General features: G+C 71.2%; 23 protein-coding genes and 3 pseudogenes. 2 read left to right on the forward strand and 24 right to left on the reverse strand.

The genetic code is table 11. The features are described 5' to 3' along the window. Positions 1-194: 194 nt before the first annotated feature. The 9 genes and pseudogenes from ACKUB9_RS24340 to ACKUB9_RS24380 all read right to left on the reverse strand — a co-directional run. Positions 195-485, reverse strand: a pseudogene (locus tag ACKUB9_RS24340) (IS5/IS1182 family transposase); the annotation flags it as partial. Positions 486-585: 100 nt separating this feature from the next. Further along, positions 586-1,335: a TetR/AcrR family transcriptional regulator gene (locus ACKUB9_RS24345; protein WP_407527874.1), complete on the reverse strand. Its 750-nt coding sequence runs from the start codon at positions 1,333-1,335 to the stop codon at positions 586-588. Between the two features lie 10 nt (positions 1,336-1,345). Beyond that, positions 1,346-2,212 carry a sugar phosphate isomerase/epimerase family protein gene (locus ACKUB9_RS24350; RefSeq protein ID WP_407527877.1) on the reverse strand — a complete coding sequence of 289 codons (867 nt, stop codon included), beginning with the start codon at positions 2,210-2,212 and terminating at the stop codon, positions 1,346-1,348. An 8-nt stretch (positions 2,213-2,220) separates the two neighbouring features. Then, positions 2,221-3,414, reverse strand: a complete 1,194-nt coding sequence (locus tag ACKUB9_RS24355) for a dihydrodipicolinate synthase family protein (RefSeq protein ID WP_407527879.1) — start codon at positions 3,412-3,414, stop codon at positions 2,221-2,223. A gap of 130 nt (positions 3,415-3,544) precedes the next feature. Continuing rightward, complete coding sequence (locus ACKUB9_RS24360; protein ID WP_407527881.1) at positions 3,545-4,729, reverse strand: Gfo/Idh/MocA family protein; 1,185 nt, start codon at positions 4,727-4,729, stop codon at positions 3,545-3,547. Continuing rightward, positions 4,726-6,120 (reverse strand): enolase, encoded by a 1,395-nt coding sequence (locus tag ACKUB9_RS24365; RefSeq protein WP_407527884.1) that lies wholly within the window; start codon positions 6,118-6,120, stop codon positions 4,726-4,728. The genes ACKUB9_RS24360 and ACKUB9_RS24365 overlap by 4 nt, the downstream gene beginning before the upstream one ends. Before the next feature lie 4 nt (positions 6,121-6,124). Next, positions 6,125-6,955: an ABC transporter ATP-binding protein gene (locus ACKUB9_RS24370; RefSeq protein WP_407527886.1), complete on the reverse strand. Its 831-nt coding sequence runs from the start codon at positions 6,953-6,955 to the stop codon at positions 6,125-6,127. 20 nt (positions 6,956-6,975) lie between these two features. Continuing rightward, positions 6,976-7,998 carry an ABC transporter substrate-binding protein gene (locus tag ACKUB9_RS24375; protein WP_407527889.1) on the reverse strand — a complete coding sequence of 341 codons (1,023 nt, stop codon included), beginning with the start codon at positions 7,996-7,998 and terminating at the stop codon, positions 6,976-6,978. 68 nt (positions 7,999-8,066) lie between these two features. Next, positions 8,067-8,876, reverse strand: a complete 810-nt coding sequence (locus tag ACKUB9_RS24380; protein ID WP_407527891.1) for an ABC transporter permease — start codon at positions 8,874-8,876, stop codon at positions 8,067-8,069. Between the two features lie 102 nt (positions 8,877-8,978). On the opposite strand from ACKUB9_RS24380, the pseudogene ACKUB9_RS24385 reads away from it, so the two are divergent. Beyond that, positions 8,979-9,237 (forward strand): annotated as a pseudogene (locus ACKUB9_RS24385) (transposase); the annotation flags it as partial. A 77-nt stretch (positions 9,238-9,314) separates the two neighbouring features. Here the strand turns inward: ACKUB9_RS24385 and ACKUB9_RS24390 are convergent. Beyond that, on the reverse strand, positions 9,315-10,175 hold the full coding sequence (locus tag ACKUB9_RS24390; protein ID WP_407528032.1) for a DMT family transporter: 861 nt from the start codon (positions 10,173-10,175) through the stop codon (positions 9,315-9,317). 165 nt (positions 10,176-10,340) lie between these two features. On the opposite strand from ACKUB9_RS24390, the gene ACKUB9_RS24395 reads away from it, so the two are divergent. Continuing rightward, a complete protein-coding gene (locus ACKUB9_RS24395) occupies positions 10,341-11,699 on the forward strand; it encodes an aminotransferase-like domain-containing protein (protein WP_407527893.1) in 1,359 nt (452 codons plus the stop codon). A gap of 14 nt (positions 11,700-11,713) precedes the next feature. Here ACKUB9_RS24395 and ACKUB9_RS24400 read toward each other — a convergent pair whose 3' ends face one another. The 14 genes and pseudogenes from ACKUB9_RS24400 to ACKUB9_RS24465 all read right to left on the reverse strand — a co-directional run bounded on the left by ACKUB9_RS24400 (position 11,714) and on the right by ACKUB9_RS24465 (position 23,268). Further along, entirely contained in the window at positions 11,714-12,169 is a 456-nt protein-coding gene (locus ACKUB9_RS24400) for a hypothetical protein (RefSeq protein WP_407527896.1), read from the reverse strand. Further along, positions 12,129-12,284: pseudogene (locus tag ACKUB9_RS24405) on the reverse strand (transposase); the annotation flags it as partial. The gene ACKUB9_RS24400 and the pseudogene ACKUB9_RS24405, both read right to left, overlap by 41 nt. Positions 12,285-12,338: 54 nt before the next feature. Further along, positions 12,339-13,358: a methyl-accepting chemotaxis protein gene (locus ACKUB9_RS24410; RefSeq protein WP_410825933.1), complete on the reverse strand. Its 1,020-nt coding sequence runs from the start codon at positions 13,356-13,358 to the stop codon at positions 12,339-12,341. 290 nt (positions 13,359-13,648) lie between these two features. After that, positions 13,649-14,038, reverse strand: a complete 390-nt coding sequence (locus tag ACKUB9_RS24415; RefSeq protein WP_407527901.1) for a response regulator — start codon at positions 14,036-14,038, stop codon at positions 13,649-13,651. 55 nt (positions 14,039-14,093) lie between these two features. Beyond that, the gene (locus tag ACKUB9_RS24420; RefSeq protein WP_407527903.1) at positions 14,094-14,852 is read right to left on the reverse strand and encodes a ParA family protein; all 759 of its coding nucleotides are present in this window, start codon (positions 14,850-14,852) and stop codon (positions 14,094-14,096) included. Beyond that, entirely contained in the window at positions 14,849-15,094 is a 246-nt protein-coding gene (locus ACKUB9_RS24425; protein WP_407527906.1) for an STAS domain-containing protein, read from the reverse strand. Before ACKUB9_RS24425 ends, ACKUB9_RS24420 begins: the two co-directional genes overlap by 4 nt. Next, positions 15,094-17,838, reverse strand: a complete 2,745-nt coding sequence (locus tag ACKUB9_RS24430; protein ID WP_410823794.1) for a chemotaxis protein CheA — start codon at positions 17,836-17,838, stop codon at positions 15,094-15,096. The genes ACKUB9_RS24425 and ACKUB9_RS24430 overlap by 1 nt, the downstream gene beginning before the upstream one ends. After that, a complete protein-coding gene (locus ACKUB9_RS24435) occupies positions 17,835-18,206 on the reverse strand; it encodes a response regulator (RefSeq protein WP_407527912.1) in 372 nt (123 codons plus the stop codon). The genes ACKUB9_RS24430 and ACKUB9_RS24435 overlap by 4 nt, the downstream gene beginning before the upstream one ends. Before the next feature lies 1 nt (position 18,207). Beyond that, positions 18,208-19,074, reverse strand: coding sequence for a CheR family methyltransferase (locus tag ACKUB9_RS24440; protein ID WP_407527914.1), 867 nt, complete (start codon positions 19,072-19,074; stop codon positions 18,208-18,210). A 9-nt stretch (positions 19,075-19,083) separates the two neighbouring features. Beyond that, on the reverse strand, positions 19,084-19,683 hold the full coding sequence (locus ACKUB9_RS24445) for a HEAT repeat domain-containing protein (RefSeq protein ID WP_407527917.1): 600 nt from the start codon (positions 19,681-19,683) through the stop codon (positions 19,084-19,086). Continuing rightward, positions 19,667-20,749 carry a chemotaxis-specific protein-glutamate methyltransferase CheB gene (cheB, locus tag ACKUB9_RS24450; protein ID WP_407527920.1) on the reverse strand — a complete coding sequence of 361 codons (1,083 nt, stop codon included), beginning with the start codon at positions 20,747-20,749 and terminating at the stop codon, positions 19,667-19,669. Before cheB ends, ACKUB9_RS24445 begins: the two co-directional genes overlap by 17 nt. A gap of 71 nt (positions 20,750-20,820) precedes the next feature. Continuing rightward, on the reverse strand, positions 20,821-21,456 hold the full coding sequence (locus ACKUB9_RS24455; protein ID WP_407528034.1) for a chemotaxis protein CheW: 636 nt from the start codon (positions 21,454-21,456) through the stop codon (positions 20,821-20,823). Then, positions 21,396-22,184, reverse strand: a complete 789-nt coding sequence (locus tag ACKUB9_RS24460) for an SDR family NAD(P)-dependent oxidoreductase (protein WP_407527923.1) — start codon at positions 22,182-22,184, stop codon at positions 21,396-21,398. Before ACKUB9_RS24460 ends, ACKUB9_RS24455 begins: the two co-directional genes overlap by 61 nt. A 148-nt stretch (positions 22,185-22,332) precedes the next feature. Next, a complete protein-coding gene (locus ACKUB9_RS24465; RefSeq protein WP_407527926.1) occupies positions 22,333-23,268 on the reverse strand; it encodes a LysR family transcriptional regulator in 936 nt (311 codons plus the stop codon). Positions 23,269-23,401: the final 133 nt, after the last annotated feature.

Consider the following 23,401-nt stretch of genomic DNA (forward strand, 5'->3'; position numbering starts at 1 on the left):
CCCCGGCCCGTCGATGTCCGCTCGCCCATGATGCTCCACCACGCCGCGCCCGCCGCACGGGCGCTCCCGCGAGCGACGACGGCTACGGCTAACGGTCTCGTCAAAAGCACGGCCGAAAGGAACAGGCACTGTGGAAGTCGGACACCATTTGCATGCTGTGCGACTATTCCGACACATATCCGGCTCTCATTCCGCTAGGGTAGAGACAGTTTCTCGACGGTGATCATCGCTGCGGCCAGGACGAAGAAGACTGGCGTGGAGGACGAAGTGGCCTCGTCGTCGCGAGCGGGCCTGCGGCAACGGGATATCTACTCCAAGTTGCGCTCGATGACCCAGCGTCGCGGCTGGACGGAAAAGTCCTTCTGTCCCTTGTCGGGCCTGACGATCTCGACGGTGACGGCGGTGGCGCTGCCGGCGCGCTGGCCTTGATCGGCGTATTCGGCGAAGCCATGCGCCAGGAACGGCCACGGGCGACGGGACGCCCGATCTTGCCCAGGCCGAGGGACACGCCTTGGCGGCCTGAGCCGAACCAGAGGGCCTCCGGGAAGCCCGGCGCGGTTCAGGATGACCCGAACCGGCGGACCCTCACGCCGGGCTGCCGGCGCGGCGTCTCTGCGGCGGGCGCGGTGCCGCGGCGGCCTCGGTCGTGCGAGAGGACGGCACGCCCTCGGCGGGACGCAGGGCGGCGAGCACCAAGTCCTCGACATGGGCGCGGCGCTGGGCGATCTGCGCCTTCGACTGGAGGTCGCGGTCGAGGATCACCGACAGGGTGAAGACGTTCGAGAAGTAGAAGTAGGCGAGCCCCGCGATCGAGATCCAGAGCTGGGCGGGATCGACGCCCTCGCGAAACACCCCCTCGGCGACGCCGCGCTCGAGAATGGCCCGGATGGTGCCGATCAGCGGCGAGTGCATCTCCTTGACCCGCGCGGAGCCCTTGAGGTGCCGGGCCTGGTGCAGGTTCTCGCTGTTCAGCAGGTTGATGAAGGTGCGGTCGCCCACGAAGGCATCGAACGTGAAGGTGACGAGGCGCCGCATGGCCGCCTCGGGCGGCAGTGCCCCGAGGTCCAGGCGCAGTTCCGGGGCGCGGGCCCTCTCGTAGGCGCCCTCCAGCACGGCGAGCCACAGGCCGCGCTTCGAGCCGAAATAATGGTAGAGCATGCGGCGGTTGACGCCCGCGCGCACCGCGATGTCGTCGATGCTCGTGCCGGCGAAGCCCCTCGCGGTGAACGCCTCCGTCGCGGCCTGGAGGATGCTGGCGCGCGTCCGCTCCGGGTCGCGCTGGCGCGGGGCGCGCGGCTCGGCCGCTTCGGGAGGGGTGGGGATCGGGGTATCCATGACGCCTTGTCTAAACCACCTCGCGGTGACGGGCGATGCAGGTCGCCAGCACCTCGTCCATCGGACGCTGCCACCAGTTCTGCTCGGAAAAGATCTCGACTTCCGAGTAACCGGAAAAACCCGCCGCCTCGACGGCGCGCCGGATCGGCCGCATGGCGATGACGCCGTCGCCCATCATGCCCCGGTCGAGGAGCAGGTCCCGGGTGGGCACCAGCCAGTCGCAGACGTGATAGGCGAGCAGGCGCTCGCGGCCGGCCCGCGCGATGCCGGCGAACAGGTCGGGGTCCCACCAGACGTGGTAGAGGTCGCAGGCGACGCCGAGCGCCCCGGTCCGGCCCGGATCGAGTCGGTCGCAGATGTCGAGGGCCTGGGCCATCGTGTTCACGCAGGCCCGGTCCGCCGCGTACATCGGGTGCAGGGGCTCGATGGCGAGCGGCATGCCGGCGGGCTTGGCGTAGTCGAGGAGCGCGGCGATGCCGTCCTCGACCTGCGCGCGGGCGGCCGCGAGGTCGTGCGAGGGCGCCGAGCCGGGGCGCGAAAAGTGCGGCAGGCCGCCGACGACGAGGACGAGGCAGGGCGCACCCAGCGCCACCGCCTCGTCGACCGCCCGCCGGTTGTCGTCGCGCATCTCGGCCGCGTGGGCGCGGTCCGCCGGGAACATGCCGCCGCGGCAATAGCCCGACAGGTCGAGACCGGCCTCGCGCACGGCCGCGACTGCCCGCGCGAGGCCGATCGCGGCGACCTGATCGCGCCAGGGCGAGATCGCGCGGATGCCGTGGCGGGCGCAGGCCTCGACGATGGCGAGGAGGTCGCCCTGCTTGCGCACCGTCGCGGTGTTGATCGAGAGCCAGCGGTGATCGTGCGAGAAGTCGCGCATCGGCCGCCTCACGCCTCGACGCCGCGGGCCGCCATCACGGTCCGCATGCGGGCGGCCGCACGGTCGGGATCGGCGAGGAGCCCGGCCCGGTCGGCGAGGCGGAAGAGCTCGGCGAGGTGCAGGGTCGAGCGGGCGCTCTCCTGGCCCCCCACCATCGTGAAATGGTCCTGGTGGCCGTTGAGGTAGGCCATGAAGACGACGCCGGTCTTGTAGAAGCGGGTCGGTGCCCGGAAGATGTGCCGCGACAGCGGCACCGTCGGCGCCAGGATGTCGTGGAACGCCTCCGTCTCGCCCTTCGCGAGGTGGACCAGTGCCGCCGAGGCCGCGGGCGCGATCGCGTCGAAGATGCCGAGCAGCGCGTGCGAGTGCCCCTGCGCGTCGCCGGCGATCAGCTCGGCGTAGTTGAAGTCGTCGCCGGTATACATCTTGACCCGGGGATCGAGGCGCCGGCGCATGGCCACCTCCCACTCCGCGTCGAGCAGCGAGATCTTGATGCCGTCGACCTTGGCGGCATTGTCGTTGACGACCCGGACCGCGACGTCCATCGCGGTCGCGATGTCGGACGAGCCCCAGTAGCCGGCGAGCGCCGGATCGAACATGTCGCCGAGCCAGTGCAGGATCACCGGCTCGCGCACCTGCGAGAGGATGCGGCCGTAGACGCGGGCGTAGTCCTCGCCGGAGCGGGCCACCCGGGCCAGCGCCCGGGACGCCATCATGATGATGCGCCCGCCGACGCCCTCGATCGCCGCCACCTGCTCCTCGTAGGCCGCGATCACGTCCTCGACGCGTCCGGCCGCCTCGGGCGCGAGGTGGTCGGTGCCGGCGCCCGAGAAGACGAGGGCTCCCTCGCGGCGCCCGGCCGCCGCCACCGAGCGGCGGATCAGGTCGAGCGAGGTCGGCCAGTCGAGCCCCATGCCCCGCTGGGCCGTGTCCATCGCCTCGGCGACGCCGAGGCCCAGGTCCCAGATGTGCTCGCGGAACGCGATCGTGCGGTCCCAGTCGAGGGCGGGCCGGAGCCAGGGATCGGCGTCGGACAGCGGGTCGGCGACCACGTGCGCGGCCGAGAACGCGACCCGGTTCATCGCCCCCTCGGCACGGGCCGGGAAGTGGCGGGGCGGCGAGAGGTGGAACGTCTCGAGGCTCCGGTCGGCCTGCGGCAGGCGGAGCGAGAGCGCGGTCGGCGCGCGGTTCATCACGGTCATGGGCTTGCTCCCGAGAGAAGGGCGCGGGCGCGCGGCGTGCCCGGCGAAGGGCGCCGCGGCCGGGGCGCGGCGAGGGGCCGGCCGCGCGGCGACGTGGTGTGCGGCGGGGTCGGCCGCCGCGGGCCGGCCGTCACTCGGCGGCCATCGCCGGGCGAGCGCCGCCCGCGAGGTCGAGGGCCGGCACGTCGATCCAGCGGCGCTCCTTCCAGCTCTGGAGCGCGCACTCGACGAGCTGGACGCCCTTGGCGCCCTCGACCAGCGTGTAGCGGTAGGGGGCGTCCTCCGCGACGTGGCGGACGAACATCTCCCACTGCGCCTTGAAGCCGTTGTCGAAGGCGACGTTGTCCGGCACCTCCTGCCAGCCCTGGTAGAAGTCGATCGTCTGCTTGACGTCGGGGTTCCAGACCGGGCGCGGCGTCGCCTGGCGCGCCTGCATCACGCAGCCGGTGAGCCCCGCCACCGCCGAGCCGTTCGTGCCGTCGACCTGGAACGTCACGAGGTCGTCGCGGTAGACCCGCACCGCCCAGCTCATGTTGATGTGGGCGATGACGCCGCCCTCGAGCGCGAAGGTGGCGTAGGCCGCGTCGTCGGCGGTCGCCGCGTAGCGGCGCCCGTCCTCGCCGACGCGCTCGGGGATGGCGGTCTGGCCGATGCAGGAGACGGCCCGCACCTCCCCGAACAGGTTGTCGAGCACGTAGCGCCAGTGGCAGACCATGTCGAGGATCATGCCGCCGCCGTCCTCGCTGCGGTAGTTCCACGACGGGCGCTGCGCCGGCTGCCAGTCGCCCTCGAACACCCAGTAGCCGAACTCGCCGCGCACCGAGAGCATGCGGCCGAAGAAGCCCGAATCGCGCAGCATCTTCAGCTTCTGCAGCCCCGGCAGAAAGAGCTTGTCCTGCACGACGCCGTTCCTGATGCCCTTCGCCTCGGCGAGGCGGCAGATGCGCAGGGCTTCGGCGAGGTTCGTGGCGATCGGCTTCTCGCAGTAGATGTGCTTGCCGGCCTCGATCGCGCGCTCGAGCAGGTTCGGCCGCATCTGCGTCGTCGCGGCGTCGAAGAAGATCTCGTCCTTCGGGTCGGCGATGGCGGCGTCGAGGTCGGTGGTCCAGCGCTCGATGCCGTGGGCGCGGGCGAGGCCCGCGACCTTGTCGGCGTTGCGCCCGACCAGGATCGGGTCGAGCTGGACGCGGGAGCCGTCGGAGAGCGCCACGCCCCCCTGCGCCCGGATGGCCGCCACCGAGCGGATGAGGTGCTGGTTCATCCCCATGCGGCCGGTCACGCCGTTCATGATGAGGCCGAGTCTGCGGGTGGTCATGGTGCGGTCTCCTGGGGGGCCGAGGGGGCGAGCGGGGAAGGGGCGAGCGGAGAAGGGGCGAGCGGCGTCATGGCGCGCCAGTCGGGGCGGGCGCCGGCGGAGAGCCCCGGGCCGGACAGCAGCGCGGCGGTCGGGAGCGACGGGGCGCCGGCCCGGCCGGGTCCCGGAAAGGCGGCGTAGAATTCCGGCAGGGCGGCGCGGAACGCCGCGGCCTCCGCGGCGGGGGCGGGGCCGAAGCCGTCGACGTAGTGGTGGCCGTTGCGCTCGGCGTGGCCGATCCCGAGGCAGGCGGCCAGCGCGGTGTCCTGCTCGACCGCGAGCCCCGCCTGGCAGGTCAGGTCCTCGGCCGAGACGATCGCGCCCGCGACCTCGGCCCGGGCGGCGTTGAGGATCGCCTTGTAGACGCCCTTGCAGCCCTTGATCGAGGTGCCCCGGTAGCCGAGCGCCAGCGCGCGGGGGAAGGCGTCGTAGTCGCCGTCGGCCTCGTCGATGATCGCCGGCAGGGGCAGGGGCGCGAGCGGACCGGAGAAGGTCGCGCCGCGGTCCAGGGGCTGCTCGATCCAGAGCAGGGCGTCGCGGTGGCGCGCGAGGGCGGGGTCGCGCGTCAGCGCGTCGCCGAGCGCGGCGAGGCCCGCGGCGTCGTAGCCCTCGTTGGCGTCGAGGCTCGCACGAAAGTCCGGCACGCGGCGGGCGGCCAGCCCGAGGATCGCCGCGAGGCGCGCCCGGTCGGGCCCGACCGCGCCGGAGAGCTTGATCTTGAGGAAGCCCGGCCGGGAGCGGGCGAGCAGCGCATCGAGGGCGTCGAGGTCGTCGGCGAGGCCGATCGTGTGGCGCAGCGCCACCGCGGGCAGCGGGGCGATGCGCGCCAGGACCGCGTCGAGCGCGTCCTGCGGCAGGTCGGGCGTCAGGCGCGTGTCGAGGCCCGGGAGGTTCGACCGCAGGCCCTCGGCGAGGCCGGTCCCCGCCAGGCGCAGCGCCCCGTCGAGGATCGCCCGGTCGATCAGCGCCGGGCCGTAGGCGGCGACGAGGGCCGGCAGGCCGCGCGCCCGCGCCCAGGCGACTTGGCCGGGAAGACACTCGGCGTGGAGCCCGAAGGGCGTGCGGGCCCCGGCGCCCGCCTCGCGGTAGAGGGCCGCGGCGTGGAGCAGGCTCGCGCGCAGGTCCGCCACCGTGTCCTCGGGCGATTTCGCCGGGTTCTTGTCGAACCATTTCGGCATCATCATCTCGGCCGCGGCGCCGACGGCCTCGCCGCCCTCCGACAGGATCTCGACCCGGGCGAAGGCCTGGGGGGCCGCCTCGACGCGCGCGACGCCGAAGCGGAAGGGATGCGTGAACCGCATCCCGCGCTCGAACAGCGCGACCGCACCGAGCCGGATGGCGAGCCCGGGCATCGGCTCAGTCCAGTCCGCCCTGGGCGTAGAAGTGGCTTCGCACCCGCCGGGCGAGGTCCGCGAAGACCGGGTTGCCGAGCATCTCGATGGTGCGCGGGCGCGGCAGATCGATGTCGTAGATCGCCGCGACCGTGCCGGGGCGCTCGGACATCACCACGACCCGGTCGGCGAGGAAGATCGCCTCGGGGATCGAGTGGGTGATGAGCAGCACCGTCTTGCCGGTCTCGCCGTGGATGCGCTGCAATTCGAGGTTCATGCGCTCTCGCGTCATCGCGTCGAGGGCGCCGAAGGGCTCGTCCATCAGCACGATCTTCGGGTCGTGGACCAGGGCGCGGCAGATCGAGGTGCGCTGCTGCATGCCCCCGGAGAGCTGCCAGGGATACTTTTGCTCGAAATCCGAGAGGCCCGCGGTCTTGAGCAGCGCCCGGGCGCGGGCGAGGTGCGTCCCGCGGTCGAGGCCGCGCACCTCGACCGGCATCATCACGTTGCGCAGGACCGTTCGCCAGGCGAGCAGCACCGGGTTCTGGAACACGATGCCGACGTCGTCCGGCGGCTCAGTGACCGGCCGGCCGGCGATGCGGACCTCGCCGGCGCTCGGCGGGATCAGCCCGCCGACGAGCTTGAGCAGCGTCGACTTCCCGCAGCCCGACGGGCCGACCACCGCCACGAACTCGCCCGCGGCGAGATCGAGGTCGATCGGGCGCAGGGACGGCACGTCGCCGTCCCGGGTCCGGTAGGTCTTGGCGAGGCCGCGGATCTCGATCAGGGGCCTGGACGATGCGGAGGCCGAGGCCGGCGCGCCGTCGCCGACGACCCGCAGGGCGGCAGAGGTCATCGCTGCTCCTCCCGTCGCCGTCAGTTCGTCGCGCCCGAGGGCAGGTAGTCCCGGGTGTAGAACCGCTTGGGATCGTCCTTGGCGCTCGCCGCCACGCCGCCGTAGCCCACGAGCACGTCGAGCGTGTCGGCCATGTTGGCATCGGTCACCTGGAACGGGCGCCCGTCCTTGGTGGCCGCGGTGCGGTAGAGCGGGATGGTGAGCTGGAAGCCTTCGAGCAGGGTCTCGGGCTTGCCGGCCTTGGGCAGGGCCGCGAGCACGGCCTCGACCGCCTCCTTGGGTGCCCGCTCCGCCGCCTCGACCGCCTTGGTCGAGGCGGTCATGAACCGGCGCACGAGGTCCGGATTCTCCTTCGCCCACTCGCGGTTGGTGACGATGCCGGACGAGACGAGGTTGACGCCGTAATCGGAGAACATGATCGGCACCGTGGACTTGCCGGTGGCGTCCTTGATCTTCATCGACTGGTCCATGGCGTAGCCGAGCAGGACGTCGGCCTGGCCGTTGATGACCGCGTTGAGCTTGGTCTGTCCGTCGCCGGTGAGGATCCGCATCTCGCTCTCCTTCAACCCGGCCTTCTTGAGGAAGAGCGGCCAGATCTGGGACATCGAGTCGCCCGGCGTCGTCGCGACCGTCTTGCCCTTCAGGTCCTCGGCCTTGCGGATGTTCTTCTCCGCGAATCCCATCACGGCCATCGGGTTGCGCTGCAGGAGCACGCCCGTCGCGATCACCGGCGCGCCCTTGGCAGCCGCCTTGATCATCGTCGGCACGTCGACGTAGCCGAACGGCACCGTCTTGGCGGCGACCGCCTGGGTGGTGATCGCGGACCCCCGGCCCTCCTGGATCTCGAGGTCGATCCCCTCGGCCGCGTAGATCCCCTTGGCCTTGCCGTAGAAGAACGGCGCGTGCTCGCCGTAGACGTACCAGTTGAGCATCAGCACGACCTTGTCGGCGGCAGCCGCCGGGCCGGCGGAGGCCAGCGCGGCGCCGAGCGCGAGGCTCAGAGCGGCGCGACGGCTCAGGGCAGCAGGACGCGTCTTGGGCATTCTCGGGTCCTCCCTCGGTTGTCCGGCATTCCTCGGATGTCCGGTCCTGACGGCTCGGCCCGCGCCGGTCAGACGGTGACGTGCTCCGTCCGCTGGCTGGCGTGCCAGGGCACCATCACGCGCTCGACGAGATCGACGATCCAGAACAGCACCACGCCGATCAGCGCGAGGATGAGCAGGGCTGCGAACATCGTCGGCAGTTCGAAGTTGCCGATCGAGCGCTGGAGCACGAAGCCGATCCCCGAATTGGCGCCCACGAACTCGCCCACCACCGCCCCGACCACCGCGAGGGTGACCGAGACCTTGAGCCCGGCGAAGATCGAGGGCAGCGCGTGCGGCAGGCTCACCATGCGGAAGGTTTGCAGCCAGGAGGCCTTCATCGATCGCGCGAGATCCCGCATCTCCGGATCGAGGGACTTGAAGCCCTGCACGCCGGCGACGACGACGGGAAAGAAGCCGAGCAGGAAGGCCGAGATGACCTTCGGCGCCATGCCGAAGCCGAACCAGACCACGAAGAGCGGCGCCACCGCGACCTTCGGGATCGACTGCGAGAACACGAGCAGCGGGTAGACGTAGGCCTCGACGCGCTTCGAGCCGGCGATCAGCATCGCCACCGGGATGCCGAACAGCGCCGAGAGCAGGAAGCCCGACACCGTCGCGATGGTGGTCGGCACCGCCTGCGCGGCGAGTTCCGCCCCGTCGGTGCGGAAGGCCATCACCACGTCCCAGGGCTTGGGCACGAGGTAGGGCGGAATCCGCAGCACCCGGACGGTCAGGTCCCAGGCGATCAGCAGGCCGACGAGGAGCACCGCCGGGCGCAGCCAAGCCGGGTCCCAGCGGCGCGGAGTGCGGGCGTGAAGCGCCGTGCCTGCGGCCATGGACGATCCTCCCCGAGCCCCGCGCTGTCCTGCGCGTTAGTAACTCACCGGTGAATTACTAACGAGAACGCGGGCGGTGTCAATCGCGCCCGTGCCGGCGCTCCGGCGCGGTGCTGGCCGGGCGGCGTACCCGACGCGGTGACCGTCGGTCCGCACTCGAAGGGCGAGATCGCGCCGGCCGAACGCGACCGTCTGCGGGAGGCGGGCGTGCGCTTCGGCGTGGTGCTCGCGGACGCGGGCTGCCGGCAGCCGCCTTGCCGCCACAGCCTCGACGCGCGTGGCCTGCGATGGGCCGTGGGCATGGCCAGGAACCAGAAGGGTCTACGGCGCCCGCCTGCGGTTCGTCGCGGAGCTTGGCAGGGGCTTCGGGCTCGCGGTGCCGCCAGACCGTGACGGGACGATCATTTCGGCAACCTCAGGACACGCCTTCCATCGCCGTCAGGCGAACCGCTTCGCTCCGAACACGCAGGCGACGACGATCACCGTCGAGACGACCATGGTCCAGGCGATGGGCTCGTGGAGGAGGGCCGCCGCGAGGAGAAAGCCGAAGAAGGGCTGGAGAAGTTGGAGCTGCCCGACCCCCGCGATGCCGCCGAGGGCCAGTCCGCGATACCAGAAGATGAACCCGACCATCATGCTGAAGACCGACACGTAGGCCAAGCCGAGCCAGGCCGGAACGCCGACGGTGGTCCACGTCTGCGGCAGGGTCAGGAGTGCGATGACCGTCATGATCGGCAGGGAGAGAAGCAGCGCCCAGGAAATGACCTGCCAGCCCCCGAGGCGGCGGGACAGCGTCGCGCCCTCCGCGTAGCCCAAGCCGCAGACCAGGATGGCGGCGATCATCAGCAGGTCACCGGTCAACGTTCCACCGCCGCTGCCGTAAAGGGCGAAGCCCGCGACGGTCGCGGCGCCGATGACCGAGAACACCCAGAACGCGGCCCTCGGGCGCTCGCCCCCGCGCAGGACGCCGAAGGTCGCGGTCGCGAGCGGCAGCATCCCGATGAAGACGATGGAGTGCGCCGCCGTGATGTGCTGGAGGGCGAGCGCCGTCAGGAGCGGGAAGCCGACGACGACCCCGATGGCGACGAGCGCCAACGGGAAGAGGTCCCTGCGTTCGGGCCTTCTCTGGCGGAGGACCGAGAGGACGACAGCGCCGAGAAGCGCGGCGATCACCGCGCGTGCCGACGTCAGGAACGTCGGGGACAGATCCGCGACTGCGACCCGGGTCGCGGGGAGCGACCCGCTGAAGATGATGACCCCGAGGAGGCCGCTGCCCCATCCCGCCGTTGCCCGTTCCACATTCCCCTCCCGATGCCGGTTCGTGCGGTCCGATAGGCCTCGGGGGCTGGCCGGGACAGCGACGGTCACGTACGATAACGCCGAACTGTATGGTCGGACGGAGCAGAACGCTTGGAGAGGCGCCGGGGCGATCGTCCGGAAGGATGCACGCGCACGGGCGCCGTGATGGACGCGATCCGACGCAAGGTGTCGACACGATCCCTCGCGCCTGGCGAGAAGCTGCCCTCGATCCGGGGTTTCGCCAAGTCGATGCAGGTTTCGCCGTCCACGGTCGTGGAGGCGTACGACAGGCTTGCGGCCGAGGGGCTGATCCGGCCGCGCCCCGGTTCCGGCTTCTATGTCACGGGGAGCTTGCCGCTCACCCTGGCCGAGGTCGAGCCCCGGTCGGATCGGGCGGTCGATCCGTTCTGGGTCTCGCGCCAATCGCTGGACGGCGGTCCCGACATGCTCCGTCCGGGATGCGGCTGGCTTCCGGCGGACTGGATGCCGAACGCGGCGATCCGGCGGGCGGTGCGGAGCCTGGCGAAGGCCGAGGATGCGGTGCTGTCCGATTACGGCGCGACGCGGGGTTCGCTGGCCTTGCGCGGCCTCCTTGCGCGCCAGTTCGTGCTCGAGGGGCTCAAGACCGGACCGGAGCAGATCCTCCTGACCGCATCGGGCACGCAGGCGATCGATCTCGTCTGCCGCTTCCTCCTCCAGCCCGGCGACACCGTCGTCCTCGACGATCCTTGCTACTTCAACTTCCAGGCCCTGCTTCGCGCCCACCGCGTGAAGGTCGTCGGCGTCCCCATGACCCCGACCGGGCCGGACACGACGTCGTTCGCCGAAGTCCTGGAGACGCATCGGCCGAGGCTCTACGTCACCAACTCGGCCATCCACAATCCGACGGGGGCGTCGCTGTCGCCCCAGGCGGCGCACCGCATCCTGACCTTGGCGGCGGCGCATGACGTCACGGTCGTCGAGGACGACATCTTCGCGGACTTCGAACCCGAGCCCTCGGCGCGTCTCGCCGTCCTCGACGGTCTCGCCTGGGTCATCCGGATCGGCAGCTTCTCCAAGACGCTGTCGGCCTCGATCCGCTGCGGCTACATCGCGGCGCGCGGGGACTGGATCGAGGGCCTGATCGACCTCCAGGTCGCAACCAACTTCGGCGGTCCGAGCCCGATCGCAACGACGGTTGTCCACGATGTCCTCGCCGACGGCAGCTACCGCAAGCACCTCGCGAGCTTGCGATCCCGGCTCGCCAAGCGAAGGCGCGAGATGGCGAGCACCTTGGAAGCCCTGGGCATCCGTCCTTGGCTCGAACCGCGTGGCGGCTTCTACCTTTGGTGCCGCCTCCCTCGGGGGCACGACGCCGCGACCATCGCGCGTCTTGCCCTGGCCGACAGGATCGTCCTGGCACCCGGGAACGTGTTCAGCATCGCGCAGACCGCGACGGAGTGGATGCGCTTCAACGTGGCTCAGATGGCGGATCCGAAAGTGCCTGCCTTCTTGCGGAAGGCTCTCGTCTCCCAGCGGGGCTGAGCGGCCGCGTCTGCTCATGCCTTCGTCGTGCTGAAGGCAGATGGTTTGAAATTCACCCGGTCGCGCTGATCGCCGCCGAGGAAGCGGACGCCCGAAGGCGGCCAGACGGGTTTCGACCCCGTGCAGGATCTCGCGCGTGCGGGCTTCCTCTCCGCCGTTCGCGCTCGTCCGCTCGGGCGCGGGCTGGCCGGCGTCGGGGTGGGATCGTTCGGGTCGGCGTAGACGTAGGCGGTCCAGACCGGCGCGCCCTGGAGGTAGGGAACGTCCTGGACCGGCGCGGTCGTGAAGAGCAGTTTGGCGGCGACCGTGCCCTCCGGCATGAGGCCGACCGCGGGATCGGGCTGGCCGTGGGTGGCCCACACACGCCCGATCGTCGCCCCGCTCAGCGCATTGTAGAAGCCGACCGCATCGTTGTTCCACGGCCGGGCATGGACCGCCAGCGCGCGCCATCCAGAACAAGGCTTCGACAAAGAGGCGATTGTTCTCAGCCGATCGCCCAGGATCGCCGGTTTTGCCAGGAAGATGAGGGGCGACCCGTTCCCATCGCTTATCGCTCAGCGTCGGACGATCCATCGTGACCTCCATCTCGGGAGATTTGACGATCCGGCCTCGCGTCAAGCTGGCGTATGTCCCCAGACCTTAGAACAGCTCGATCGACGGCGCAGCTTCGGACGCGTGTTCCGCGCCAACGACCTTCGCGTCGTTGGCGCGCTGAATCTGCGTGACGTAGCGGACGCGCACCTTGTCGAGAAGCCGCTCGCTATCGATGGCCTGATCGGAACGGGGGTCGTCCAGGGCATCGCCGATATGCTGCAGGTGCCCTTCCAGCAACCTGACGCCTTCGCTCACCCCCTCGATCTGCTGTCGAACGACGTCCTGGAACTGGATCTGGCCGAACAGCGCCAGGACTTGCCGGCCGACGGCGGCGGTCTGGGCCTCGATCTCGGCGAGGTCGGACCTGGCCACGTCGATGATCGCCCGGGTGCTCGTGGCGCCGATGCCGTCGAGCTCGGCGATCAGCGCCTCGATCCGCGCCTGCTCGACCTCGCCGCTCTCCCGGGTGCCGGCGGAGGCCAGCGCGCTGTCGACGGTCTGCTGCACGGTCGAGATCCGGCAGCGCGCCTCGGTCACGGCGTCCTGGGAATCACGGGCGAGCGCCTGCAGCTCGCGTGCGATGACCTGGAAGCCGCGGCCATGCTCGCCGGCGCGCGTCGCCTCGATGTTCGCGTTGAGCGCCAGCATGCGGATGCTCGAACAGATCTTGTTGAGGCTGGACGTCAGCGCGTCGAGACCGTGCATGTACTGGCTGACATGATCGATCGTGGCCCTCGCGGACCGACTGACCGCGAGCCGGTCCGCCAGATACGCGCCGAGCGTGCCGGTGAGCTTGTGCAGGGCCGCGTCGCCCTGCTCGGCGACGGACACCAGGCGGGTGTTCGTTTGGCCGATGCACGTCGCGCTGCGTGCCTGCGCATCGCCGAGGGCGGTCAGGGCGACGATGATCCGGGCCGCGGCCGCCTCCGTCTGCGCGACGACGCTGCGGAGCTGCTCGTCCGTGACGGCAAAGAACGGCCCGAGCGCGGCGAGCGTCCGGACCGCGCCGACCTCGCGATCCGCCGGTCCGGTCGCGGCGAGGGCGGAGGCGGGCGGATCGGGCACCGTGGCCGGGCGATCGGGCGGATCCGTCGCGGGCGGGCCGGCCCCGCGGACCCGCTGCACGAGCCGCGCCGCGAGACCGCCGCAGCCGCCACAGACCGCCGCCTGAACGAGGGTCCAGGGCTGCGCGATGCCGAACCCCAGCAGCGGCAGGCCGACCGCCGTCCCGGCCGCGACACCGACGGCGAGCGCCTTCAGGTCCGCGCGCGCGAAGCGGCGGGCAGAGGCGCAGGTCGCAAGGGTGGGCATCGGCAGGCCTGATCCGGTCGGTTGGCGAGGCGGGTGCGGACGATTCAGGCCACCGCGCGGGGGCGCACGCCGGGCGCGACCTGCTTGATGACCTGCACCAGCTTGGCGGCCTCGACGGGCTTCACGAGCCAGCCGGTCGCGCCGGCCTTGCGGGCCTCGTCGCGCTTCTCCGGCTGCGACTCGGTCGTGAGGACCAGCATCGGCGTGAAGCGCGTCTGCGCGAGCTTGCGCAGCTCTTGGATGAGCTCGACGCCGGTGATCCCCGGCATGTTGTAATCGGTGATGACGAGGCCCGGAGCCAGACCGCCTCTCACTTTCGCGAGCGCGGCCGCGCCGTTCGCGGCCTGCTCGGTCACGTAGCCGGACTGCACCAGGATGCCGCACATGCTCGCAAGGATGGTAGGCGAGTCGTCAACCAACAGAATTGTTTCCATCTTGCCAATCCCCTGATCCGCGCCAAAGCAAAATTAATCTTTGGAACGTGCGCATCTAATTGAGTACAACTTCAAGCATGCGATCACATAGAAACTCGAAATCTTCAACGGAGCGTGAACGCGACTTGAAATAGCGGACCGGACGCCCGCACCCGAAGGCCTCGGCCAGGGCGATGTCGGGCCGGATGCCGGGAAGCAGCCGCTGCCGGCCGAAGCGCGCGGCGAGTTGTTCGAGGGCCTCGCGCTGCATCGTCATCCGGAGATCGACTTGGACGGGCAGCAGGCTCATCCCGGCGAGATGCGGGTTCAGATCCGCCGCGACCCGGAAGAAGGAGCGAGCGAACTGGCCGACGCCATCCAACGCCAGATGATGCAGCAGGGTCGGCACGATCACGTGGTGGGCCGCCGCCAGCGCGCTCACCAGAAGCGCGTCGGCCGTCGGAGCCGTATCGATCACCACGGCATCGTAGGCGGCCTGCAGCGGATCGAGCGCGCGGGCCAGGTCCAGGGGCTCCACGCGCTCCGCGACGCCCGCGAAGGTCCGGTCGGCCGGCAGCACGTCGACCTGCGCGTAGGCGCTCGTCCGGATGCCCTCGGCCAGATCCTGCCCGCCTCCGCGGAAGAGGTCGTGCACCGTCACGGCGCCCGGCGCCGCGCGCACGCCGAAGCCGAGGCCCGCATGGCCCTGCGTATCGAGGTCCACGAGCAGCACCCGGCGGCCGCGCGCGCCCAGGGCCGCGGAGAGGTTCACCGCCGTCGTCGTCTTGGCGGTGCCGCCCTTGCGATTCGAGACCGCGATGACGCGCGCGCTCACCCGTGCCCCTCCCTGTCCAGACCCGCCAGGCAGGCCGCCGCCACGGGGTCGCGCGGCGCTCCCGACAGAACGGGGCGGCAGGCCATCAGGACTTGCAGGATCGCCGTATGCGCCCGCTCCAGGCCGGCGATGTCGACCACCGGGTCGGCCGTGTCGCGCAGGGCCGCGAGGAGCGGCTCGGCCTCCTCGATCGTGCAGAGGCCGCTGAGCGCGATGCGGTCGGATGAGAGATCGAGGGGCATCAGACCAGATCCGGCAGGTTGAGGACGAGAAGCACGCGGCCGTCGCCGAGCAGCGCCGTGCCCGAGAAGCCCGAGAGACCCGAGAGCAGGCCGTCGAGGGGCCGCACGATCACTTCCATGCGCTCACGGAAGCCGTCCACGACGATGCCCACCCGCTCGCGCCCGATCCGCACCACCATCACGGCCTCCTCCTCGGGCGCCTCGGCCGCCTGCGCCGGCAGGCCCAGGCTCTCGGCGAGCCGCACCAGCGGGATCACGGCGTCGCGCAGCACGAAGGTCTCGCGCCGCTTGATCCGGTGCATCTGCCCGCGCGGCACCTTCACGGCCTCGGCGACCGCCTCCATGGCCACGCCGTATTGCTGGCCGCGGACCTCCACGGTCACGATCCGGGTCACCGCCATGGTGAGCGGCAGTTGCACCGTCACGCAGGTCCCCTCGCCGACCCGGCTCGTCAGCCAGACGTCGCCGCCGGCCTTGCGCACGGCCGACCGGACCACGTCCATCCCGACGCCGCGGCCGGACAGGTCGGAGACCTGCTCCTTCGTCGAGAAGCCGGCCGCGAAAACGAGGTTGACGATCTCCTCGGGCGTCATCTGCGCCGCCTGGTCCGGCGTGATCAGGCCTCCATGCAGCGCCTTGGCGCGCACCGCCGCCGTGTCGATCCCGCGCCCGTCATCAGCGACCTCGATGACGTTGTCGTTCTCCTGCCGAGCCGAGAGCCGCAGGGTGCCGTGCGGCGCCTTGCCGGCCCGCCGGCGGTCGGCGGGGGTCTCGATGCCGTGATCGAGGGCGTTGCGGACCATGTGGATGAGCGGGTCGGAGAGGCTCTCCAGAACGTTCTTGTCGGCCTCGGTGTCCTCGCCCTGGATGACGAGCGCGACCTCCTTGCCGAGCTTGCGCGAGATGTCGCGGGTCAGGCGCGGAAAGCGCTGGAAGACCTGGCTCACCGGCATCATGCGGATCGCCATGACGCCGACCTGCAGGCTCTGCGCGATGCGGTCGATGACGGCGTACTGCTCCTTGATCTCGCGCCCGAGCTGGCGCGAGCCGCTGACCTGCTCGGCCCGGCCCGCCAGGTAGGCGAGCCCGTTCTTGGCCACGGTCAGCTCGGCCACGAAGCTCATCAGGGCGTCCACCTTGCCCTGCTCGACCCGGAGCATCCGGACCGGACCCTTGCCCTCAGCTTCGGCCGGGCGCGCGTCCGCGGGCCTCGGGCTCTGCACCTCGGCGACCGGCGCGGCGGCTTCCTGCGGCGGCGGCCGGGACACGACCGGTGCGGGCAGGTGCTGCGCGAGGGGCTCCCGTCGCGCCTCCGGGTGTTCCGGGGCGGACAGGGCGAGCGCCTCCGGCGCAGGGGGCGCGGGTGCCCGGTCGCGATCGGCCCTGTCGGGCACGGTGGGCGTCGTCGCCGGGGACCGGGCGGTCCCGTCCAAGCCCTTCAGGGCGTCGGCCAGGGCGGCGGCATCGCCGTCGCGCTCGGCGCGCACAAGGGCGTCGCGCAGGCTTCCGGCCTGGGGCTCGGCGAGGCGGGACAGGCAGCGTCGCAGGACGGTCAGGGTCGAGTCGAGGCGGCTCTCGGACGGTGCGCCCTCCGTCCGCGTCGCTGACATCCGGCCGAGGATCCCGGCCTGCACCGCGATGATCTCGCCGGCAACCTCCCGGAGGCGGTCCGCCGACAAAGCGGCCTCCGCCGGGTCGGCGGAGGCCATCGGGAAGGGAATGACCGAGGCGGCGGGCGGAGCAGGCCGCGGCGCCGCGGTCGACACGGCGCAGACGAGGGCGGCAAGACGCTCGGCCTGCGCGTCGGGTGCGACCGCGGCGATCCAGCGGAGGGCGGAGGCCTGCCGGCTCTCCGGGCCGACGATCCGCAGCAGGGCCTCGGCGGCGGCGGCCAGCCCGGCCCGGTCGCCGGCCGCGAGCCGCGCCGCAGCCCGCTCCGCGAAATCGTCGAAGACCTCGGCCGGCTCGTCGCGCCCCGCGGGCACGATCAGGTCCGCGGGGCGGATCGGCGTGACGGCGGCTTGGTCGGCGACGTAGCGCAGGTGGTCGGCCACCTCCTCGGCCGAGGCTGCGCAGAGCACGTCGAAGCGCAGGGCGCTGACGAAGGGATCGAGCGTCTCGGGTGCCGGCCACGGCGCGCGCGCGACGGCGCGCAGGCAGAGCAGGCCGGGCGCGCCCTGCACCAGATGGGCGGGATCGTCGCCCCGGAAGAAGCAGGCCTCGTCGGGCTCGTAGCGCCAAGCCGCGAGCGGGCCCGAAGCGGCGGCCCGGTAGGCCGCGATCCGGTCGGCCTCGTCGAGACCGGCGATCCAGGCGGGGGCGGCCTGCGGCCCCTGCGCGACGCCGGCCGAGGCGGCCGGGGCGGCGAGCCAGCGGCGCAGGGCCGCCACGCGCTCGCTCATCACGGATTCGGCGTCGGAGGGCAGCACCTCGCGGCTCTCGAGCGCGTCGATCCAGTGGCCGACGAGGTCGAGGCTGTCGAGAAGCCCGTCGACGATCTCGGGCTCGAGGGCGAGTTCGCCCGCCCGCATCTCGACGAGAAGGTCCTCGGCGGCGTGGACGAGGTCGGTCAGCGGGGCGATGTCGAACAGGCCCGACGTGCCCTTCAGGGTATGGACCGCCCGGAAGATATCGTTGAGCGCGTCGGGGCTGTGCGACTTTTCGAGGGCGAGCATGCCGCTGCCGGCGAGTTCCAGGAGCTCCCGCGCCTCCGGGATGAACTGGGCGAGCAGGGCGTTGGTCACGGGGCGACTCCGGCCATCACGGTTGCGACCTCCGCCAGTGCCTGGGGGCGGACGGGCTTGACGAGGTAGAGATTGGCCCCGGCGGCGTAGGCGCGGGCACGGTCCTGCGGACCGCTCTCGGTCGAGATCATCACCGCCGGCACGGCGCGCAGTTCCGGCAGGGCACGGCCCTGCCGCAGGAAGGCGTAGCCGTCCATCTTGGGCATGTTGACGTCGACCACGACGAGGTCGAAGGCCTGCTCCATGGCCTTCTCCAGGCCCTCGAAGCCGTTCACGGCCTCCTCGACCGTGAAGCCGGCCTCCTCGAGGATGTCGCGGTAGTACATGCGCACGGTCGTGGCGTCGTCCACGACGAGGATTCGAGCCATCTCACGCCTCGGCACTCAGGGGTTTCTGGTAGACGATCGCCTCGGCGAACTTGCGGATGGCGAACAGCGAGGAGATCCGGCTCATCGATTCCGAGTGGCCGAGACAGACGAAGCCGCCGGGGTCGAGCGCCTCGTAGATCGTCTGCGCGGCATCGCGACGCGATGCGTCGTCGAAGTAGATCAGCAGGTTCCGGCAGAAGACGACGTCGAAGTTGCGGAACTGCCGGGTCGAGAGCGGGTCCGACAGGTTGACGCGCGTGAAGGCGATCGAGTCGCGGATGTCCGCAATCACCTCGTAGGCGCCGCGCACCCGGCGGGTGAACCGCTCGAGGGTCGGCTTCGGCACGTGCTGGACGGAGCGGTCGCCGTAGAGCCCGCGCTTGGCCTGATCGAGCACGCTGGTGTCGATGTCGGAGGCGACGATCTCCACGTCGAACCGGTCCACGTCCGCCCAGTTGTCGAGCAGCTGGAACGCGATCGAGTAGGGTTCCTCCCCGGTCGAGCAGGGGATCGACCAGATCCGGACCGGCTCCCCGGGGCGCTTCCGGCGCGCGATCTCGGGCAGGATCCCGTTGACGAGGCAGCGGAACTGGTACTCCTCCCGGTAGAAGTAGGTCTCGTTGACGGTCATCAGGTTGACGAGCGTCTGGAACTCGGCGCCTCTCGCCTCGAAGCGCAGGATGTTGAAGTAGTCGCGGAAGGCCGTCTGGCCGGTGACGACCATGCGCTCCTGCAGACGCTTGTCCACGAAGTAGCGCTTGTTGTCGGCGAACATGATCCCGGTCTTGCGGTAGAAGAAGTCGCGGAAGCGCGCGAAGTCGCTCTCCGTGACGGTGGGCTCGCGTGCGGCCGGGAGGGCACCCAACAAGGTCATCTCTCAGGCGATGCGACGCTTGGCGGCTCTCGCCGCGAAGCGCAGGAAGGGCTCGTCGGGGAAGCGCGCGACCGCGGCGTCGATCGCGGGGATCGTCTCGGGCGTGCCGATCTCGGCCAGCACGTCGAGGGCGGCGGCGCAGACATTGACGTGGTCGTCCTCGGCGAGCGCCCGGAGCGCCAGAGCGGCGGCCTCCGGGTGGCGCAGCGAGACCAGCACGTTGACGGTGAAGATGCGGCGGTCGCTCTCGGGATCCGAGAGGGCTCGGGTCAGCGCCTCCAGCACCTCGGCGTCCATCACCTGCAGGGTCTCGATCGCGGCGTTGCGGAGCCAGACGTCCTCGCTGCCGAGGAGGCCGATCAGGTGATCGACGGCCTCCGGCGTGCCGATCCGGCCGAGGGCGGCGAGGATCGCCTCGCGCACGCTGTCGTCCGCCTCGACGCTGAGGCGACCGGCGAGGTCGCGGGAGGCGGCACGGTCTCCGGCGAGCGCGCGGGCGGCCGCGCGCCGTTCGGCCGCCGAGCCCGCCCGAAGGGCCTCGCGCGGATCGGCCGGTTCGACCTCCTGGGCCGCGGCGACGGGTTTTCTACGGACGAGAGCCATCGGAACCTCGGGAGAGCCAGCTGATGAGCTGATTGGGGATCGATCGGGCCGGGAGCGTCACGGTCGCGCCGCCTTGCTTGATCAGCTCGGCCGGCATGCCGAACACGACGGCGCTCTCCTCGGATTCCGCGATGGTGCGGCCGCCGCTCCGGCGCAGCTCAGCCATCGCGGCGGCCCCGTCGTCGCCCATGCCGGTGAGCTGCACGGCGACCAGGGAATCGCCCGGCAGGTGCCCGCTGGCCGAGCGGACGAGGCGGTCGACGCTGGGGTGCCAACGCAGGCTCGTGTCGCTCGGGATCGTGTTGACGAGGAGGCGCCCGAGCCGGCGCTCGATCACCACGTCGGCGTCGCCGCGGCCGATATAGACCCGGCCCGGGGTGAGCGGCGTCGGCCCGACCACCTCGGAGACGTCGAGCGCGCAGACCTTGTCGAGGCGCTGGGCGAAGGCGCCCGTGAAGGCGCGCGGCATGTGCTGGGCGATCACGATCGGCCAGGGCAGATCCGCTGGCAGGTCCGGCAGGATCTCCTCCAGGGTCCGCGGGCCGCCGGTGGAGACGCCGATCAGGACGAGCCCGTCCGACCAGCCGACGCGCGGCGCGGCGCGGCGCGGCGCGGGCACCGCCGCGCGCCCGGACCGGCGCACGCGGTCGAGGAGGCCGTGGGCGCGGCGGGGCTTGGCGCGCACGGCCACCCGCACCTTGTCGATCATCTCCCGGCGGATGCCGTCGATGTTGAGCGAGACGGTGCCGCCGGGCTTCTCGACGTAGTCGACCGCCCCGAGCTGCATCGCCTCGAGGGTCACGGCGGCGCCCTCGCTGGTGAGCGAGGAGACCATGACCACCGGCCGAGGGGCGCTGGCCATGATCTCGCCGAGGCAGGTCAGCCCGTCCATCTCCGGCATGTTGACGTCGAGCGTCACCACGTCGGGCTCGAACGCGTCGATCTGTTCGAGCGCGTCGCGGCCGTTGCGGGCGGTGCGGACCTCGAAGGAGCCGGTCTCCTCGAACAGGGTGCGCAGGTGTTTGCGCATGAGCGCGGAATCATCGACGATCAGGAGCTTGGGCATCGGATCAGCGGGAGATCAGCGGAGTCCCGGCCGCGGCGTGCGGCGACGGCGGTCGTGTTGCGGCGGCTCGGTCAGGCGGCGCGGCGCAGGTCGGCGACCTCCTCGCGGGCGAGGAGGCGGTCGACGTTCAGCATCAGGATGATGCGCTTGGCCTCGGCCAGGTTGGCGATGCGGTCGACCGCGCCGCCGTCCTGGCCGAGATCGGGCGCCGGGCCGATCGCGGAGCGCGGGATCTTCAGCACCTCGGAGACCGAGTCGACGATGAAGCCGGTGCGCACGCCCTCGATCAGGAAGACCATGATGCGCTGGCGGTCGTTGCGCTCGGCATCGGGGAGTCGGAAGCGGCGGCGCTGATCGACCACCGGCAGCACCGCCCCGCGCAGGTTGACCACGCCCTCGATGAAGGCGGGCGTGCGGGGCACGCGGGTGAGTTGCTCGGGCACCCGCACGATCTCGTGGACCGCGTCGATCGGCACCCCGTACTCCTCGCCCGCGAGGCGGAAGATGGGCTCGAACCGCCACCGGAGGTCGGTGGATCGTCGGAGCGGCCGGTCTCGCCGGGCCGATTGCCCAGGGGCGACTTGCCGTCGGGACTTGCCATCGGCCTGCGGTCGCCTGCGCGCTCGGGGACCGGCGGGGGCGTCCGTCAGGCGATGGTGTCCACGATGCCGCCATCGACGCGAAGCGCCGCACCGGTGGTGGCCGATGCCTGGCTGGAGCTGACATAGAGGATCATGTGGGCGACCTCCTCGACGGTGGAGGGGCGCCGCAGGATCGAGGACGAGCGGTGGGCGGCGATGAAATCCGTCGCGACCGCCTCGATGCTGCCGCCGGTGCGCTCGGCATCGGCCTTCAGCATCTCGATCACCCCTTCGGAGAGGGTCGGGCCCGGCAGCACCGCATTGACGGTCACGCCTGTCCCGGCCAAGCGCTTGGCGAGGCCGCGCGAGATCGACAGCTGCGCCGTCTTGGTGAAGCCGTAATGGATCATGTCGGCCGGGATGTTGAGGGCCGATTCAGAAGAAACGAACACGACGCGACCCCAGCCGCGCTCCACCATGCCCGGCACGTAGGCCCTGGCCGCGCGGACACCGGACATGACGTTCGCCTGGAAGTACTTTTCCCAGGTTTCGTCGGTCGTCTCGAAGAAGTCCTGCGGCCCGTAGATCCCGATGTTGTTGACGACGATGTCGAAGGCGGGCTGTTCGTCGAGCAGCCGGGCGCAGGCTGAGGCGGTCCCGAGATCGCCGGCGAAGCCTTCGACAGGGGATCCGGCCTCCTTCAAGCGCGCGATCGCCGCGTCGACGCTGGCTTGGCTGCGGCCGTTGACCACGACCCTTGCCCCGGCCGCTGCGAATTCCTTCGCGGCGGCGAAGCCGATGCCGCTGGTGGAGCCGGTGACGAGCACGCTTCGCCCGCTGAACTCGATCTGCATGGTCGGACCTCGATGAGACGGCCCGACTATGGAGGAGGGGGGCAGCGCCGATAATTCGGCTCGGATCGCGATCACTCTTCGAGATGTTCGAACGATCGCGGGCGCGGATCGCCGTCAGGAGACACGCGACGGCCCGCCGGTCTGTCTCTCACCCGCCGAGCGGCGCGGATTGTGGCGGCTTCGCCGGTCTCAGCCTGCGGCCCTCGGCAGCGCAAACCTCCGAGAGGTACTCGACGAGGGCCGTGACCCGGCGGCTCGGAGGACCGCCGGCCTGAACGATGTAGAGATCGACCTGCCCGGCCACGTAGTCGTCCAGCACGGTCCGCAGCCGACCGGCTTCGAGATCCTCCCGGATGTCCCAGTGGTTCTTGATGGCGACGCCGCGACCCTCCAGGGCCCAGTCGCGCACGATATCGCCGTCGCTCGCCGCCCGATCGCCCGAGACCTTCACGCTGAAGGTCTTTCCGTTCTTGCGGAACGGCCAGGGCGAGAGCGGAGCCCCCGGCCGCGCGAGGATGATGCAGTTGTGGTCGGCGAGATCGCCAGGGTGCCGCGGTATGCCGGCCCGCTGCCAATAGGCCGGCGACGCGCAAACGAGGCGAGCGCCGCGGATCAGCAGCCTGGCGCGCAGGCCGGAATCCGGGAGTGGGCCGCTGCGCAGCGCGACATCGATCCGCTCCTGCAGCAGATCCACCGTATCGTCGCTCATCAGCAGCGTGATCGACACGCCCGGATGCCTGTCCTGGAAGGCGTCCAGCCAAGGGCGGAGATGATGGCGTCCGAAATCGTTGGTCGCCGTGACGCGGATCGGCCCCGTCAGCGGCCCGTCCTCGCGCAGCCCGCACATCGCCGTATCCCAATCCGAGACGATGCGGCGCGCGTCGGCCAGGAGGGTCTGCCCTTCGTGGGTGAAGGCGAGCCGCCGGGTGGAGCGCGTCATCAGTCGCGTGGCGAATTCCTGCTCGAGCTGGCCGACCGCCAGGGCGACCGTCGAGGTCGCGACGGACCGTCGGCGGGCCACGCCCGAGAAGCTCCCGATCTCGGCGACGTCGATGAGGTAGCGGAGGGCGTCGATGCGATCCATCTGGCGAGACCCTCGAATTCTGACGTGTGCGGCGGCGGCGCGGTCGCGAACGAGCCGGCACCATAGCTGGGGCGGCGGATCAACGCCCGACAGCGGAGCTTCGGAACGCGTCGATCACGGGTCGGATGATGGC

The sequence above is a fragment of the Methylobacterium oryzisoli genome (genome assembly GCF_046557895.1).
GTDB classification, from domain to species: Bacteria; Pseudomonadota; Alphaproteobacteria; order Rhizobiales; family Beijerinckiaceae; genus Methylobacterium; species Methylobacterium oryzisoli.

What these genes read in the sequence shown, in the direction of transcription:
- ACKUB9_RS24345 (WP_407527874.1), bottom strand. Translation starts at nt 1,335, where the DNA reads ATGGATACCCCGATCCCCACCCCTCCCGAAGCGGCCGAGCCGCGCGCC.
- ACKUB9_RS24350 (WP_407527877.1), bottom strand. Translation starts at nt 2,212, where the DNA reads ATGCGCGACTTCTCGCACGATCACCGCTGGCTCTCGATCAACACCGCG.
- ACKUB9_RS24355 (WP_407527879.1), bottom strand. Translation starts at nt 3,414, where the DNA reads ATGACCGTGATGAACCGCGCGCCGACCGCGCTCTCGCTCCGCCTGCCG.
- ACKUB9_RS24360 (WP_407527881.1), bottom strand. Translation starts at nt 4,729, where the DNA reads ATGACCACCCGCAGACTCGGCCTCATCATGAACGGCGTGACCGGCCGC.
- ACKUB9_RS24365 (WP_407527884.1), bottom strand. Translation starts at nt 6,120, where the DNA reads ATGCCCGGGCTCGCCATCCGGCTCGGTGCGGTCGCGCTGTTCGAGCGC.
- ACKUB9_RS24370 (WP_407527886.1), bottom strand. Translation starts at nt 6,955, where the DNA reads ATGACCTCTGCCGCCCTGCGGGTCGTCGGCGACGGCGCGCCGGCCTCG.
- ACKUB9_RS24375 (WP_407527889.1), bottom strand. Translation starts at nt 7,998, where the DNA reads ATGCCCAAGACGCGTCCTGCTGCCCTGAGCCGTCGCGCCGCTCTGAGC.
- ACKUB9_RS24380 (WP_407527891.1), bottom strand. Translation starts at nt 8,876, where the DNA reads ATGGCCGCAGGCACGGCGCTTCACGCCCGCACTCCGCGCCGCTGGGAC.
- ACKUB9_RS24395 (WP_407527893.1), top strand. Translation starts at nt 10,341, where the DNA reads ATGGACGCGATCCGACGCAAGGTGTCGACACGATCCCTCGCGCCTGGC.
- ACKUB9_RS24415 (WP_407527901.1), bottom strand. Translation starts at nt 14,038, where the DNA reads ATGGAAACAATTCTGTTGGTTGACGACTCGCCTACCATCCTTGCGAGC.
- ACKUB9_RS24425 (WP_407527906.1), bottom strand. Translation starts at nt 15,094, where the DNA reads ATGCCCCTCGATCTCTCATCCGACCGCATCGCGCTCAGCGGCCTCTGC.
- ACKUB9_RS24435 (WP_407527912.1), bottom strand. Translation starts at nt 18,206, where the DNA reads ATGGCTCGAATCCTCGTCGTGGACGACGCCACGACCGTGCGCATGTAC.
- ACKUB9_RS24445 (WP_407527917.1), bottom strand. Translation starts at nt 19,683, where the DNA reads ATGGCTCTCGTCCGTAGAAAACCCGTCGCCGCGGCCCAGGAGGTCGAA.
- cheB (WP_407527920.1), bottom strand. Translation starts at nt 20,749, where the DNA reads ATGCCCAAGCTCCTGATCGTCGATGATTCCGCGCTCATGCGCAAACAC.
- ACKUB9_RS24460 (WP_407527923.1), bottom strand. Translation starts at nt 22,184, where the DNA reads ATGCAGATCGAGTTCAGCGGGCGAAGCGTGCTCGTCACCGGCTCCACC.
- ACKUB9_RS24465 (WP_407527926.1), bottom strand. Translation starts at nt 23,268, where the DNA reads ATGGATCGCATCGACGCCCTCCGCTACCTCATCGACGTCGCCGAGATC.